This is a genomic window from Aureimonas sp. SK2, assembly GCF_029813115.1.
Lineage (GTDB): Bacteria > Pseudomonadota > Alphaproteobacteria > Rhizobiales > Rhizobiaceae > Aureimonas.
In genome coordinates this window covers 1-13,549 of record NZ_JAPZDS010000008.1, presented here as the reverse complement: position 1 = coordinate 13,549, position 13,549 = coordinate 1, and the positions used below count along the sequence as shown (strand labels likewise).

The 13,549-nt window shown below is 69.4% G+C and carries 16 protein-coding genes and 1 tRNA gene; 5 read left to right on the top strand and 12 right to left on the bottom strand.

Annotation, left to right across the window (positions count from 1 at the left end; all coding sequences use genetic code 11):
• Window positions 1-74: 74 nt before the first annotated feature.
• Entirely contained in the window at window positions 75-1,451 is a 1,377-nt protein-coding gene (gene argH / locus O5O54_RS11505; RefSeq protein ID WP_279482094.1) for an argininosuccinate lyase, read from the bottom strand.
• A 43-nt stretch (window positions 1,452-1,494) separates the two neighbouring features.
• Between argH and tlpA the strand changes: the two genes are divergently transcribed.
• Window positions 1,495-2,169: a thiol:disulfide interchange protein TlpA gene (gene tlpA, locus O5O54_RS11500; RefSeq protein WP_279481857.1), complete on the top strand. Its 675-nt coding sequence runs from the start codon at window positions 1,495-1,497 to the stop codon at window positions 2,167-2,169.
• Between the two features lie 3 nt (window positions 2,170-2,172).
• Here tlpA and O5O54_RS11495 read toward each other — a convergent pair whose 3' ends face one another.
• The 7 genes from O5O54_RS11495 to O5O54_RS11465 all read right to left on the bottom strand — a co-directional run bounded on the left by O5O54_RS11495 (window position 2,173) and on the right by O5O54_RS11465 (window position 7,002).
• On the bottom strand, window positions 2,173-2,391 hold the full coding sequence (locus tag O5O54_RS11495) for an alkylphosphonate utilization protein (RefSeq protein ID WP_279481855.1): 219 nt from the start codon (window positions 2,389-2,391) through the stop codon (window positions 2,173-2,175).
• 13 nt (window positions 2,392-2,404) lie between these two features.
• Window positions 2,405-3,283 (bottom strand): 3-hydroxybutyryl-CoA dehydrogenase, encoded by an 879-nt coding sequence (locus O5O54_RS11490; RefSeq protein WP_279481853.1) that lies wholly within the window; start codon window positions 3,281-3,283, stop codon window positions 2,405-2,407.
• Window positions 3,284-3,302: 19 nt separating this feature from the next.
• A complete protein-coding gene (locus O5O54_RS11485) occupies window positions 3,303-4,232 on the bottom strand; it encodes an electron transfer flavoprotein subunit alpha/FixB family protein (protein WP_279481851.1) in 930 nt (309 codons plus the stop codon).
• Window positions 4,233-4,284: 52 nt separating this feature from the next.
• Window positions 4,285-5,031: an electron transfer flavoprotein subunit beta/FixA family protein gene (locus O5O54_RS11480; protein ID WP_279481849.1), complete on the bottom strand. Its 747-nt coding sequence runs from the start codon at window positions 5,029-5,031 to the stop codon at window positions 4,285-4,287.
• 171 nt (window positions 5,032-5,202) lie between these two features.
• Entirely contained in the window at window positions 5,203-5,775 is a 573-nt protein-coding gene (locus O5O54_RS11475) for a cob(I)yrinic acid a,c-diamide adenosyltransferase (protein WP_279481847.1), read from the bottom strand.
• Window positions 5,776-5,843: 68 nt separating this feature from the next.
• Complete coding sequence (locus O5O54_RS11470) at window positions 5,844-6,032, bottom strand: twin transmembrane helix small protein (RefSeq protein WP_055893403.1); 189 nt, start codon at window positions 6,030-6,032, stop codon at window positions 5,844-5,846.
• A gap of 73 nt (window positions 6,033-6,105) precedes the next feature.
• Window positions 6,106-7,002 (bottom strand): DMT family transporter, encoded by an 897-nt coding sequence (locus O5O54_RS11465; protein ID WP_279481840.1) that lies wholly within the window; start codon window positions 7,000-7,002, stop codon window positions 6,106-6,108.
• A gap of 240 nt (window positions 7,003-7,242) precedes the next feature.
• Between O5O54_RS11465 and O5O54_RS11460 the strand changes: the two genes are divergently transcribed.
• A complete protein-coding gene (locus O5O54_RS11460) occupies window positions 7,243-8,196 on the top strand; it encodes an AEC family transporter (protein WP_279481838.1) in 954 nt (317 codons plus the stop codon).
• On the opposite strand, the gene gluQRS is transcribed toward O5O54_RS11460, so the two are convergent.
• Window positions 8,168-9,067, bottom strand: coding sequence for a tRNA glutamyl-Q(34) synthetase GluQRS (gene gluQRS / locus O5O54_RS11455; protein ID WP_279481836.1), 900 nt, complete (start codon window positions 9,065-9,067; stop codon window positions 8,168-8,170). The two genes, O5O54_RS11460 and gluQRS, sit on opposite strands and share 29 nt — an antisense overlap.
• A 44-nt stretch (window positions 9,068-9,111) precedes the next feature.
• Between gluQRS and O5O54_RS11450 the strand changes: the two genes are divergently transcribed.
• Both O5O54_RS11450 and O5O54_RS11445 read left to right on the top strand, forming a co-directional pair.
• On the top strand, window positions 9,112-9,771 hold the full coding sequence (locus O5O54_RS11450) for a DNA-3-methyladenine glycosylase 2 family protein (protein WP_279481834.1): 660 nt from the start codon (window positions 9,112-9,114) through the stop codon (window positions 9,769-9,771).
• A 165-nt stretch (window positions 9,772-9,936) separates the two neighbouring features.
• Complete coding sequence (locus O5O54_RS11445) at window positions 9,937-10,497, top strand: HNH endonuclease (RefSeq protein WP_279481832.1); 561 nt, start codon at window positions 9,937-9,939, stop codon at window positions 10,495-10,497.
• 36 nt (window positions 10,498-10,533) lie between these two features.
• Here the strand turns inward: O5O54_RS11445 and O5O54_RS11440 are convergent, their stop codons facing one another.
• Window positions 10,534-11,064 (bottom strand): disulfide bond formation protein B, encoded by a 531-nt coding sequence (locus tag O5O54_RS11440; RefSeq protein ID WP_279481830.1) that lies wholly within the window; start codon window positions 11,062-11,064, stop codon window positions 10,534-10,536.
• Between the two features lie 114 nt (window positions 11,065-11,178).
• On the opposite strand from O5O54_RS11440, the gene O5O54_RS11435 reads away from it, so the two are divergent.
• Window positions 11,179-11,265: transfer RNA gene (locus O5O54_RS11435), tRNA-Leu, on the top strand.
• A 16-nt stretch (window positions 11,266-11,281) separates the two neighbouring features.
• Here O5O54_RS11435 and O5O54_RS11430 read toward each other — a convergent pair.
• Both O5O54_RS11430 and O5O54_RS11425 read right to left on the bottom strand, forming a co-directional pair.
• Complete coding sequence (locus O5O54_RS11430; protein WP_279481828.1) at window positions 11,282-12,172, bottom strand: hypothetical protein; 891 nt, start codon at window positions 12,170-12,172, stop codon at window positions 11,282-11,284.
• Window positions 12,169-13,074, bottom strand: a complete 906-nt coding sequence (locus tag O5O54_RS11425) for a GNAT family N-acetyltransferase (protein WP_279481825.1) — start codon at window positions 13,072-13,074, stop codon at window positions 12,169-12,171. The genes O5O54_RS11430 and O5O54_RS11425 overlap by 4 nt, the downstream gene beginning before the upstream one ends.
• Window positions 13,075-13,549 lie beyond the last annotated feature (475 nt).

Sequence of the window (13,549 nt, the reverse complement as noted above, 5' to 3'; positions counted from 1 at the left end):
GCCGGCATCCCGTCGTCCGTTCGCCCGGGCGCGCAGCCCGATCCTTCGTGCTTACCCCGTCTCCGGGCCGATCACTAGCCTTCCGCGTCCAGCCGTTCGCGCCAAGCTCGGACTTGCGCGCGCACGCCGTCCGGCGCGGTGCCGCCATAGCTCGTGCGCGAGGCGACGGAGGCATCCACCGAGAGGACCGAGTAGATCTCCTCCCCGATCCGCGGCTCGACCCCCTGGAGGTCCGACAGGGGCAGATCCTCCAGCGCGACGCGCCGCTCCTCGGCGAGCGCGACGACCCGGCCCGTCACGTGATGGGCCTCGCGGAAGGGCAGGCCGAGTTCGCGCACCAGCCAGTCGGCGAGGTCCGTCGCGGTGGAGAAGCCGGCGCCGGCCGCCGCGCGCATCTTGGCTGCGTTGACTTGGAGATCGCTGACCATGCCGGTCATGGCGGCGAGCGCCAGCGCCAGGCTGTCGACGGCGTCGAAGACCTGCTCCTTGTCCTCCTGCATGTCCTTGGAATAGCTGAGCGGCAGGCCCTTCATGATGGTCAGCAGCGCCACCAGCGAGCCGGCGATGCGGCCCGTCTTGGCGCGCACGAGTTCGGCCGCGTCCGGGTTCTTCTTCTGCGGCATGATGGAGGAGCCGGTGGAGAAGGCGTCCGACAGGCGCACGAAGTCGAACTGCGGCGTCGACCAGATCACGATCTCCTCGGCGAGGCGCGAGAGGTGCGTGGCGCAGATCGAGGCCGCGGCCAGGAATTCCAGCGCGTAGTCGCGGTCGGAGACCGAATCGAGAGAGTTGCGCGTCGGCTCGCGGAAGCCGAGCGCCTCCGCCGTCCGGTGCCGGTCGATCGGAAAGCCGGTGCCGGCGAGGGCCGCGGCGCCCAGCGGCGATTCGTCCATGCGCCGGATCGCGTCCTGCACCCGGCCCCGGTCGCGCGCCGCCATCTCGACATAGGCTAGGCAATGGTGGCCGAAGGTCACGGGCTGGGCGGCCTGAAGATGGGTGAAGCCCGGCATCACGGTCGCCGCGTGCTCCTCGGCGCGGGCCAGAAGCGCCTCCTGGAGCGCCCGCAGCGCACGGTCGAGGTCCGTTGCGGCGCCCTTCACGAAGAGGCGGAAGTCGACCGCCACCTGGTCGTTGCGCGAGCGGGCGGTGTGGAGGCGCCCGGCGGCCGGGCCGATCAGCTCGGCAAGCCGCGCCTCCACGTTCATGTGGATGTCCTCGCGCGCCTTGGAGAAGGCGAACCGGCCTTCGTCGATCTCGGTGCGGATCGTTTCCAGGCCCCGCCTGATTTCCGCCGCGTCGGCGGGCGAGATGATGCCTTGGCTCCCAAGCATCTCGGCATGGGCGATCGACCCGGCGATGTCTTCGCGGTAGAGGCGCTTGTCGAAGTCGATCGAGGCGTTGATCGCTTCCATGATCGCGCTGGGGCCGGAGGCGAAGCGTCCGCCCCACATCTCGTTGCTCGTCGTCTTGTCCACGAAAAGGCCTTTCCTGCCGATGTCCGACCCGAAGCCGACCCCGTCCCCCGCACCCCGGCCGTGGGGCACGAAGCGGATCTTGAGCCTCGCGCTCGCCGGCGGACTGCTCGCCGGGGCCTTCGGCGTATACGTGATGGAAACGCGCTCTGGCAACGAAACGGTGGCCGCCTGCCCGGCCGCGACCGGTCTCGCTTCGGCGCTGGACGCCGCGGCCCGTGGCGAGGTCGCGGCGATGCGGCCGCTGGAAACCCCGTTCGACGTCTCGGGCCTCGCCTTCAAGGACGGCGAGGGGCGCGACACGAGCCTCGGCGCGATGAAGGGGCAGTCGCTCCTCGTCAACCTCTGGGCGACCTGGTGCGCGCCCTGCCGGGCCGAGATGCCCGCCCTGGACGAGCTGGAGCGGGAAGCCGGTGACGAGAGCTTCGCCGTGGTGCCGATCAACGTCGACATGGGCGACGACGCCAAGCCGCGCGGCTTCTACGCCGAGACGGGTCTCACGTCCCTGCCCTACTTCCGCGACGAGACGATGGCCGTCTTCAACGACCTCAAGCGCCAAGGCGTCGCGCTCGGCCTGCCGGTGACGCTGCTGGTGGACGGCGAGGGCTGCGCGCGGGCCGCGATGAACGGCCCGGCGGAATGGGCGAGCCCGGACGGGCTGCGCCTCATTGACGCCCTGAAGGGCGGCGGTGCCTGACGATCAGGCTTTCTTCAGGAACTCGGTGCGCAGCACGAGATCCTTCACCTTCTCGGCCCGGCACTCCACGAGGTCCGGGTCGCCGGTGAGGCGGATGTTCTTCACCAGCGTGCCGCGCTTCAGCGTGACGCTGGTGCCTTTCACCTTCAGGTCCTTGATCAAGGTCACGCTGTCGCCGTCGGACAGCGGCGTGCCGTTGGAATCGCGGGTCGTGTCGCTCAATGCGTGAAGCCTTTCAGCGGGTCGGGACCGGCGTCTCGCCGCGATAGTCGTAGAATCCGCGCTTCGTCTTGCGGCCGAGCCAGCCGGCCTCGACGTATTTCACCAAGAGCGGGCACGGCCGATACTTGGAATCGGCCAGCCCGTCGTGCAGCACCTGCATGATCGAGAGGCAGGTGTCGAGGCCGATGAAGTCGGCGAGCTGGAAAGGCCCCATCGGATGGTTGGCGCCGAGCCGCATGGAGGCGTCGATCGATTCCACCGAACCGACGCCCTCGTGCAGCGTGTAGATCGCCTCGTTGATCATCGGGATCAGGACGCGGTTGACGATGAAGCCCGGAAAGTCCTCCGAGATCGTCATGGTCTTGTCGAGGCTGGCGACGAAGCCCTTGGACGTCTCGAACACGCCGTCGTCGGTGGCGATGCCACGTACCAGCTCGACCAGCTTCATGACCGGGACCGGATTCATGAAGTGAATGCCGAGGAAGCGCTCGGGACGGTCCGTGCTGGATCCGAGCCGCGTGATGGAGATGGAGGAGGTGTTGGTGGCGAGGATCGCGTCGGGGCGCAGGATCGGGCAGACCTGCGCGAAGATCCGCCGCTTGATCTCCTCCTTCTCCGTCGCCGCCTCGATCACGAGATCGCAGGGAGCGAGGTCGTTGACCCCGTCGGCGGGTTTCAGGCGGGCCAGCGCGGCATCGCGCGCGCCCCCCTCCATCTTGCCGCCGGACACCATCCGGTCGAGCCCGGCCGCGATCTTCTCGATCCCCTTGGTCGCAAGGTCGAGGCTGACATCGTAGAGCACGACGTCGTAGCCGGCCTGGGCGCTCACCTGCGCGATGCCCGCCCCCATCTGGCCGGCGCCGATCACGCCGACCGTCTTGATCTCGACCATGCCTCGCCTCCCCTCGGTCTCAGATCTTGCCGGTGAGTTCGGGCACGATCTGGAAGATGTCGCCGACGAGGCCGTAGTCTGCGACCTGGAAGATCGGGGCGTCCTCGTCCTTGTTGATGGCGACGATGACCTTGGAGTCCTTCATGCCGGCCAGATGCTGGATCGCGCCCGAGATGCCGCATGCCACATAAAGGTCCGGCGCGACGACCTTGCCGGTCTGGCCGACCTGCCAGTCGTTCGGCGCATAGCCCGCGTCCACCGCCGCGCGCGACGCACCGACCGCCGCGCCGAGCTTGTCGGCGAGCGGCAGCATGACCTCCTCGAACTTCTCCTTCGAGCCCAGCGCCCGACCGCCGGACACGATGACCTTCGCGCCCGACAGTTCGGGACGCTCCGAATGCACAACGGCTTCGGAGACGAACTTCGACACGGCCGGATCGGCCGCCGCACCGACGCTCTCGACCGACGCGGAACCGCCCTCGCCCGCTGCCGCAAACGCCGCAGTGCGCACGGTCAGCACCTTGATCCTGTCGGTGGAACGCACGGTCTCCACCGCGTTGCCGGCATAGACCGGGCGCTCGAACGTGTCCGTGCCGTGCACCGCGATGACGTCCGACACCTGCATGACGTCGAGAAGGGCGGCCGCACGCGGCAGGGCGTTCTTGAGCGAGGCGGTGGCGGGCGCGGCGATGGCGTCGTAGCTCGGCGCGAGCTGGACGACGAGGGCGGCCAGCCGCTCGGCGAGGTGGTGGCCGAGACCGGCGGCGTCGGCATGCAGCACCTTGGCGACGCCCGAAAGCTTGGCGGCGGCCTCGGCGACCGCGGCGGAGCCCTCGCCGGCCACGAGGACGTGGACGTCCCCGCCGAGCTGGGCGGCGGCGGTCAGGGCCTTGGCGGTCTCGCCCGAGAGCGTCTTGTTGTCGTGTTCGGCGATCAGAAGCGTGGTCATGGAACGGATCTCGCGAAAAACTTCGGGGAAAGGCGGTGCGGTCGCGGGCGGCTCAGACCAGCCCGGCGCCCTTGAGGGCCGAGACCAGCTCGTCCACCGAGCCGACCTTGACGCCCGCCTGCCGGCCCTTCGGCTCGGCGACCTTGACGACCTCGAGGCGGGGCGAGAGATCGACGCCGAACTCCGCCGCGTCCCGCTCCTCCAGCGGCTTCTTCTTCGCCTTCATGATGTTGGGCAAGCTCGCATAGCGCGGCTCGTTGAGGCGAAGGTCGGTGGTGACGATGGCGGGCAGGGTGAGGCCGACCGTCTGGAGTCCGCCATCGACCTCGCGCGTGACGTTCAGGGCGCCGTCCGCGACCTCGACCTTGGAGGCGAACGTCCCCTGCGCCCAGCCCAGGAGCCCCGCCAGCATCTGGCCGGTCTGGTTGCAGTCGTCGTCGATCGCCTGCTTGCCGAGGATCACGAGGTCGGGCTTCTCGGCCTTCACCACGCCCTTCAGGAGCTTGGCGACGGTCAGCGGCTCCAGCCGCCCCTCGGCCTTGACGAGGATGCCGCGGTCGGCGCCCATCGCGAGCGCCGTGCGGATCGTCTCCTGCGCTTGCACCGGGCCGGCCGACACGACGACGATCTCGGTGGCCGCGCCCTTCTCCTTGAGGCGCAACGCTTCTTCCACCGCGATCTCGTCGAACGGGTTCATCGACATCTTGACGTTGGCGAGCTCGACGCCCGTCCCGTCCGCCTTCACACGGACCTTCACGTTGTAGTCGACGACGCGCTTCACGCAGACGAGAATCTTCATGCGGCTCTTCCCTGACTAGGCGCTCGGAGTCGCGCTCCGGGCCGATCTCCTTGACCTCGTCCCTTGTACGAACAGGGCGAGGCGCATTCAAGCAAGCGGGCGCCGAGCGCGCCCTCCGTATCACGCCCTTAAGCTAACTTCCTTTGACGTAAAGGTCAAAAGACCATATCGTCAGCGGTTGGCGCCCGGCACCCAAAGGACATCCCCTCGCCCGCCGTCGTTGGCGTGACGCGCCGCGACGAAGAGGTAGTCTGACAGGCGGTTGACGTATTTCAGCGCATGCTCCGACACGCGCTCCCCTTCCCTGCGGGACAGTTCGACCATGTGGCGCTCGGCCCGGCGCGCGACAGTGCGGGCGACGTGCAAATGGCTGGAGGCGTGCGTGCCCGCCGGCAGGACGAAGGAGTTCAGCGGCTGGAGGTCGGCGTTGAGCCGGTCGATCTCCCGCTCCAGCCAGTCGACCTGCGATTCGACGATCGCCAGCCGCTCGAAGGGCAACGGTTCGTCGGTCTCGGGCGTCGCGAGATCGGCGCCGAGGTCGAACAGGTCGTTCTGGATGCGCGACAGGCTCCGGTCGAGCTCGGGCGAGGCATGGAGGCGGGCGACGCCGATCAGGGAGTTCGCCTCGTCCACCGTGCCATAGGCCTCGATCCGCAGATCGCTCTTCAGCCGCCGCTCGCCGCTGCCGAGCGCCGTCGTGCCCTTGTCGCCCGTGCGCGTGTAGATCTTGGTCAGTCGCACCATGGTCCGCAGATCCCCTGTTCCCCCGATGCCGCCTCATCTAGGACGCGGCACGGGAGGCGGGAACGGCGTCAGCGCGCGAAGTAGAGTGCGCCGACGATCACCGCCACGGCGATCGCCTGGAGCATGACGCGCGCGCGCATCAGCTTCTGGGACGTGTTGCCGGGGCCGCCGCGCATCATGTTGGCAAGGCCCATCACGAGGACAACGGCGACCGCGATCATGAAGATCACGGCGAGAATGGTGAAGATCGTCGACATCTGGCTTCTTTCCGGCTGTTTGCCGCCACGCGTCATATAGGCATCGCGGAGAGCGGCCGCGACCGCCGCGACCTCATGCCTCGCGCGAGCGCCCTTTGATCCGCAGCGCGCCCGTGGCGGCCGCGACGCCCCCAGCCGCCAGCACCATGCCGAGAAGCTGTATCGGGGTCAGCGCCTCGCCGAACAGGACGAAGGTCTGGAGCGCGGTGACGGCCGGCACGAGATACATCAGCGAGGCGACCCGCGACACCGCGCCCTCGCGGATGAGGTAGAGAAGCAGGAAGATCGCCCCGATCGACAGGGCCAGCGTGAGCCAGAGAAGGGCGAAGACGAGCTCGCCCGTCCACTCCACCCGCATGGTCTCGAAGGCGTAGGCTGCCATGAAGGTCGGCAGCAGGGCGCCGACATACTGGACCGCCGTTCCGACGCGCAGATCGAGCGTGCCGACGAACCGCTTCTGCCAGACCGTGCCGAGCGAGATGCCGGCGACGGCGATCAGCGCGGGCGCCAGCTGCCCGAAGGAAAAGCCGCTCGCCTGGCCGAGCTTGGGCGCCACGACCAGCCCGACGCCGAGGAGCCCGACCGCCAGCCCCGCCCAATGCCGCCACGTGATGCGCTCGCCGACCAGCGAGGCGGCGAGCAGCGCCGTCAGGAGCGGCTGGAGCCCCGCCACCAGCGCCGTGACGCCAGCCGGCAGCCCGTGGCGCACGGCGTAGAACACGCCGCCGAGATAAAGGCCGTGGATCAGGCTGCCGGCAAAGGCGGCATGGGCGAGCTGCGGCGCGGAGGCGCCGACCTTTCCGCTGAGCGCGACGGCGGCCATCGGCACGAGGATCACGAGCGCCAGGGCGTAGCGCATCGACAGGAAGGTGAAGGGCTCGGCATGGGGCATGGCGTATCGCGCGCCCACGAAGCCCGTGGACCAGAGAAACACGAAGATGGCCGGGAAGAAGGGCAGGAGCCGGCGCACGTCAGCGGTCCTTTCGGTCGGCCGCTTGCGCGGCGCAGGGGCACGCGCTCGCGATACCAGCCCGGTCCGGCGCGTCAAGTCCGCGCAAGTCCGCCCTCGCATCGCCTGCTCCCGCGTACTAAGAGACTGGCCCGAGAGTTCGCCGGGTCCGCTCGACGGGTCTTTCGGTCGCCGATCCTGCGTCGGGGACGTCCGAAACAGCCTCGAAGCGGGGCGCACAACGCTTGCCGCCGAGATGCCATGACGCTCGTCCTTTCCGTCGTCGCCCCGATCTTCCTCCTGATCGCGCTCGGCACGATCTCCGCCCGCTCCGGCTACCTGCCCGGCTCGACGGGCGACGCACTGTCGGGCTTCGTGTTCAAGGTCGCGGTTCCCGCACTGATGTTCCGTACCGTCGCGACGGCGGATTTCGGCGAGGCCAACCCCGCCCTACTCTGGATCGCCTATTTCGCCGGCGTCGCGCCCGTCTACGCGCTGGGCATGTGGATCGGCCGACGCTTGGGCCGCACCGACCGGCGCGGCGCCGTGATCGCCGGCGTCTCGGCGAGCTTCTCCAACCTGATCTTCGTCGGCGTGCCGATGACCGAGCGGGCCTTCGGGCGTGAGGGGCTGGATGCGCTGGCGCTTCTCCTCGCCATCCATCTGCCCACCATGATGCTGGTCTCGACCCTGCTTCTGGAGCGCGCCGCCTTGAGCGACGCGCGCGAGGCGGGCCAGGAGGCGAGCTTCTCGGCCGCCCGCGTGGTGCGCCAGGTGGCGCGCAACCTCCTGCGCAACGCGCTGGTTCTCGGGCTCGCGGGCGGCGCCCTCTGGCGCTGGACGGGCCTGCCGCTCGACGGGCCGCATGGCGAGGTCGTGCGGCTGGTGGCGGGAACGGCGGGGCCGACGGCGCTGTTCGCCCTCGGCATGTCGATGGTGCGCTATCCCGTGAGCGGCAACCTCGCGACGCCGCTCGCCCTGACCTCGCTCGCCCTGCTGCTTCAGCCGCTGATCGTCTATCTCGTGGGCTCGGCGCTCCTGCCGCCGCTCTGGCTGTCGGTAGCCGTGGCGGCCGCCGCCTGCCCGGTCGGCGTCAACGCCTTCCTCTTCGCCACCCATTTCCGCACCGGCGAGCGGCTTGCGGCCGGCGTCATCGTCCTGTCGACCCTCCTGGCCGCCTTGACCCTCACCGGCTGGCTGGCGCTTCTCCACTGAGCCCGACCATGCGCCGGACATCGGCCGGTGTCAGCCCCGCCTCGCGCAGTGTCTGAAGCGCCGTGTCGCCCCGGCTCTTGGAGAGCTTCAATCCGTCGTCACCGAGGATCAGGTCGTGATGGCGATAGACCGGCGCCGGCAGTCCCAGAAGCGCCTGCAGAACACGATGCACGGAGGTGGACGGCAGGAGATCGCGCCCGCGCACGATATGGCTGACCCCCTGGAGCGCGTCGTCCACCACGACCGACAGGTGGTAGCTCGTCGGCACGTCGCGCCGCGCCAGCACCACGTCGCCCCAGAGCGCGGGCTCGGCCACGACATCGGCCGCCTTGCCCCCGCCCGTCTCGATGAAGCGGAGCGGCGCGCCCAGCCGACGGAGCGCCGCCGCCATGTCCAGCCGCCAGGCGAAGGGCTCGCCTGCCGCGATCCGCGTCCGGCGCTCGGCTTCCGGCAGCGTGCGGTCGAGGCCGGGATAGAGCGGCGCGCCGTCCGGATCCGCCGGCCACGCCCGCCCCTCCGCTTGCGCGGACGCCGCCGCGAACCGCCGGATCTCTCCCCGCGTCATGAAGGCGGGATAGGCGAGGCCCTCCTCGGCGAGCGCCTCCAGAGCCGCGCGGTAGTCGTCGAAATGTTCGGACTGGCGACGCACCGGCGTCTCGAAGTCGATCCCGAGCCAGGCGAGATCCTCCAGAAGCATCGCCTCCAGCGCCGGCGGGCAGCGGGCGAGGTCGATGTCCTCCAGCCGCAGGAGGAGCCGGCCGCCGGCCTCGCTTGCGAGGTCCGCATTGAGGCAGGCGGAGTAGGCATGGCCGAGATGCAGGAGGCCGTTGGGGCTCGGCGCGAAGCGGAAGACGGGTGGGTCGGCGGCCATGGCTCCCTATCTCACGCAAGGTTTGGCGGGGAAAGGAGGCGAGCGTGATCCGCACGCAAGGGGATGTGGACAGGGGCCTCGAGCGCCTTCTCGACCGCGACCCGCGGCTCGGGCCGATCGTCGCCCTGGCCGGCCCCGTGCCGCTGCGCCCGGGCTCGCCCGGTCTCGCCGGCCTCGTCTCCACGATCGTCGCGCAGCAGGTCTCGCGCGCCAGCGCCACCGCCATTCTCGGCCGCCTCGCCGCGCTGGTCGACCTGTCCGATGCTCACGCACTCGGCCTCGCGCCGGACGAGACGCTGCGCCGGGCCGGCCTGTCGGGTGCCAAGATGCGCACGCTTCGCGCCGTCGCGGCGGCAATCGATGCGGGCGCCCTCGACCTTGCCGACATGGCCGAAGCCGAGCCCGCGGACGCCATCGCCCGTCTCACCGCCGTTCCGGGCATCGGGCGCTGGACGGCGGAATGCCATCTTCTCTTCGGCATCGGGCATCCCGACATCTTCCCGGCGGGCGATCTCGCGCTGCGGGTCGCGGTCGGCCGCGGCCTTGGCCTCGGCGAGCGCCCGCCCGAGCGCCTCGTGGCGGAGGCGGCCCGGGCCTGGACGCCGCTGCGCTCCGTCGCCGCCCGGCTGTTCTGGGCCTACTACGCCGCCCTCACGCGGCGCGAGGCGGCGCCGCCCGCGCTTGTCGGCGAGGCGGGCGGGTAGCCGCGCCTGTGCATGGCGATTTGCGAGGCGCGCCAACGGCTTCACAAAGGCGACATGATAGGCCACGATAAAGGCGACGCATATGAAACGTGCATGAGCATACGGTTTCGCAAAACCAAGCTCCCGTTCCTGCGAAGCCGCTGCCTTGCGTGAAGGAGAAGATCCTTGACGATCGCAGTGCCGTCTTCCTTGTCTCCGGCGCTCGTGCTGAACGCCGACTACCGACCGCTCAGCTACTACCCGCTGTCCCTTTGGTCGTGGCAGGACGCGATCAAGGCCGTGTTCCTCGATCGCGTGACGATCCTGGCCGAGTACGACCGGGCGGTTCACAGCCCGACCTTCTCCATGCGGCTGCCGTCCGTGGTCTGCCTGAAGAGCTACGTGAAGCCGGCCCGGCATCCGGCCTTCACGCGCTTCAACGTCTTCCTGCGCGACCGCTTCCAGTGCCAGTACTGCGGCTCGCCGCACGAGCTCACCTTCGACCACGTGATCCCGCGCTCGCGCGGCGGCCTCACCACCTGGGAGAACGTCGTCGCCGCCTGCTCGCCCTGCAACCTCAAGAAGGGCGGCCTGATGCCGCGCGACGCAGGGATGCATCCGCACCAGGCGCCCTACCAGCCCACGGTCCACGACCTCCACAACAACGGCCGGCAGTTCCCCCCCAACTTCCTGCACGAAAGCTGGCTCGACTACCTCTACTGGGACACCGAACTGGAAGCCGAATAGAAGCCCGCGCGAGATCTCGCCGCGGGCTTTTTTCGTTCAGGCGAAGCGATCGCCGCGCGCCAGAGCGCTGCGCAGGGCGAGCGCGGCGAGGCTCGCTGCGATCAGCGCGTTCCAGCCCGCCAGCGACAGGCCGAGGATGCGCAGCGCGGCTTCCGAGCAGGAGGGCGGGCGCAGGGCGTCCATGGAGGCGAGGAGATCGCCCGTGAGATCCACCGTGCCGCCCGCGGCGCAGTCCGCCGGACCGGCCCAGAAACCCCATTCGACGCCGGCATGATAGACGCCGAGCCCAGCCGCCCAGATCATCAGGACGCCGACGAGAAGAAGCAGGCCGCGGGTCAGCAGTGGGGGCGCCCGGAACTTGGAGGCCAGAAGCGCGGCCAGCGCGACCGGAATGCCGAGATAGTAGGGCGTGCGCTGCTCGAGGCAGAGGGCGCAAGGGATGTAGCCGCCGACATGCTGGAACAGGAGGGCGCCGCCCACGGTCGCCGCCATGGCGCCCGCCAGAAGCCCCGCCGAGAGGGTCTGCCGGAAGCCGGTCCGCCCCTGCAAAGTCACATGTGCCGCCATTCTCGCACCCGTTTCCGATCCCGGCCCGAACGACGGACCCCGCGCGCCAGCGCTATGGACGCTTTCCCGCTTTTCTGGCAAGAGGATCGCGGCACCGCCAAGGCGGCACCCGCTGCGGGCGTGGCGGAATTGGTAGACGCAGCGGACTCAAAATCCGCCGTCCTCACGGATATGTCGGTTCGAGTCCGACCGCCCGCACCACCGTTCCTTTTCGACTCTACAGGCTCTCCACCAGCGCTGCGCCCGCCACGGCCGAGAGGAGCAGTGCCGAAGCGGCCTTTACGGGGATCCGGAAGCCTTGGCGCTTGGGCGGCTCGATGGAGAAGAGGTTGAACGGGAAGAGGTGGTGGTGCGCGCCGCCCGCCTCCGCCCGCGGCGCTTCGAGATAGCACTCCTCGGCGAACCAGGACCAGTCGTCGGCCCAGGTCCAGCAGCCCTCCTCGCGGTAGATCCCGGCGATCCGTTCGGCCAGCGCGCGGTCGGCGGGGAGCCGGACGTAAGGGACCGGGCTCTTCTGGAAGTAGCGCGTGGCGAGCGGCAGGGTGCGCTCGGTGCAGTAGTTCGACATCCAGAGCCGGAAGCCGATCTCCTCGCGCAAGCTCTCCAGGACGCGGAAGACCTGGATATGGTCCTCGTGCCCGTATTCGCCCCAGGGATTGTGGGTGAAGACGTTCATCCCGGGCGAGAGGCGCGGGCGCAGCGCGGCGCGGATGCGCTCGAAGTTGGCGCGGTACTGCCGGTCGATGCGCTCGGGCGAGGCGACGGGGGCGAAGGGCACGACCTTGCCGACCGAGCGCTTCACCTGCCTCGCGAACTCGCGGCGCGTCTCCTCCTTGCCGAGTTCCATGCCGTAGTCGGTAAGGACCGGATCCGACCAGTCGGCGCAGCCGTAGGTGCCGGCTTCCGCAATGTCGAGGCAGGTGACGTTGTTCAGCGGCAGGCGGGCGATGGCCCGGGCGCGCCGCTCGCCGATGCCGGGCTGCGCCCAGTAGTCGCGATAGACGATCACGACCTGGTCGACCTTCCCAGCGATGGCCGTGAACCATAGGAGTTCGTCGTCCGGATGGGCGCCGACGATCATCGAGTTTTCGAGAAAGGACGGGCTCACGTGTCGGCGGCTCCGGCTTGAGGGGCGGATGGAGGCGGGTCGCCCTCGCGCCGGCGAAGCTGCGAGACCTGCGCATGGACGTCGAAGGCGAGCCGCGCCGCCTTGCCGAGGATGGTGGGCGTGGCGATCAGCATCTGCATGGGCGTCGCCACCGTCGCGAAATCGCGCTTGAACGGTTCGTCTCCGATGGTGAAGTCGAAGACGGCGTCGGGCTCCCGCGACCAGTCCTCCATCATCATGTCGTAGAGGACGAGGCCCGGCGAATGGCGCGAGAACGCCGCATAGTCGCAGCCGATCAGGAGGTAGAGGAGCCGCCCGGCATGGGCGATGCAGAAGGCATAGGCGGCCGGCACGCCGCCGTCGGACAGGCGGTAGAGGTGCACGAAGCCCCGCCCCTCGCGCGCCACGCCCGCATAGAAGGTCTCCACCGCTTCTCCCTGGATCGGATCGCCGGCAAAGCGCCCGGCGCGCAGGCGGCGGATCTCGCCGACCGCCTGCGCGGCCTCCTCACCCTCCAACCTGTCGAGCCGCAAGGTGCCGGCCGCTTCCCAGCGGCGCCTCCGACGGTCGAGATACTTGGTGAAGCTCGGCGTCAGCGCCGTCTTGCGCCAGGCCGCATAAGGGGCCGACAGCGCGGTCGCATGCGCCGCGAAGTCGAGCGGCACGAGGCCGGCGTCGAAGAACAGGCGCCAGGCGTCGACCTGCTCTGGCCGGACCGGGCGCAGGCGCAGGATGTCGTGCCCCGGCAACGTGTCGCGCACGCGCGCCCTCAGATCGCGGTCGGCCGCAAGTCGGGCGCGTGCCTGCCGCGAAACGATCGGGGCGGCATAGTCGCCAACGCCGAGATCGGCCGTTTCCAGAAGACGCACGCCCTTCAGTCGACGCAGAATCAAGGGCAGCACGAAGAGAAGTGTGCCTTGGTCGTCGCGCCCCACAAGGGAGCATGGATCGCATCCTCGCGAGGGCGCCAATGTCGCGAAAAAATGGCGCATCCAGATCGGATGCCGAAAGGCATCCGCATCGCTGTTCTCAAACAACGACGTGTATTCTGAAGACGCAAAATCGAAATCACCCTCGACGCGCAGAAAGATGGGAGAACGAACGTGACGGACGATGGATCTCATGACCGAACGTTACGTGCGACGTCCTTACGCCACCATTGTTCGGATCCAACACAAGCGCGTGAGAGGTCGATCGTCGCCGGCACGGTTACCGAAACGTTGAGGAAATCGACGGAGCTGCGAACGGGCGATTCTTGCGCGGGGCGGAATTGTCACTTTCCGAGATCCGCAGGTCGAACTCAATCGAGTCGCATGTGGCGGGGGGGGGGGGGGCCCCGGACGAGGTCGGCAGGCGGCAAGGGGGGGCGCGGGGGGG

What these genes read in the sequence shown, in the direction of transcription:
- argH (WP_279482094.1), bottom strand. Translation starts at nt 1,451, where the DNA reads ATGTGGGGCGGACGCTTCGCCTCCGGCCCCAGCGCGATCATGGAAGCG.
- tlpA (WP_279481857.1), top strand. Translation starts at nt 1,495, where the DNA reads ATGTCCGACCCGAAGCCGACCCCGTCCCCCGCACCCCGGCCGTGGGGC.
- O5O54_RS11490 (WP_279481853.1), bottom strand. Translation starts at nt 3,283, where the DNA reads ATGGTCGAGATCAAGACGGTCGGCGTGATCGGCGCCGGCCAGATGGGG.
- O5O54_RS11485 (WP_279481851.1), bottom strand. Translation starts at nt 4,232, where the DNA reads ATGACCACGCTTCTGATCGCCGAACACGACAACAAGACGCTCTCGGGC.
- O5O54_RS11480 (WP_279481849.1), bottom strand. Translation starts at nt 5,031, where the DNA reads ATGAAGATTCTCGTCTGCGTGAAGCGCGTCGTCGACTACAACGTGAAG.
- O5O54_RS11475 (WP_279481847.1), bottom strand. Translation starts at nt 5,775, where the DNA reads ATGGTGCGACTGACCAAGATCTACACGCGCACGGGCGACAAGGGCACG.
- O5O54_RS11470 (WP_055893403.1), bottom strand. Translation starts at nt 6,032, where the DNA reads ATGTCGACGATCTTCACCATTCTCGCCGTGATCTTCATGATCGCGGTC.
- O5O54_RS11460 (WP_279481838.1), top strand. Translation starts at nt 7,243, where the DNA reads ATGACGCTCGTCCTTTCCGTCGTCGCCCCGATCTTCCTCCTGATCGCG.
- gluQRS (WP_279481836.1), bottom strand. Translation starts at nt 9,067, where the DNA reads ATGGCCGCCGACCCACCCGTCTTCCGCTTCGCGCCGAGCCCCAACGGC.
- O5O54_RS11440 (WP_279481830.1), bottom strand. Translation starts at nt 11,064, where the DNA reads ATGGCGGCACATGTGACTTTGCAGGGGCGGACCGGCTTCCGGCAGACC.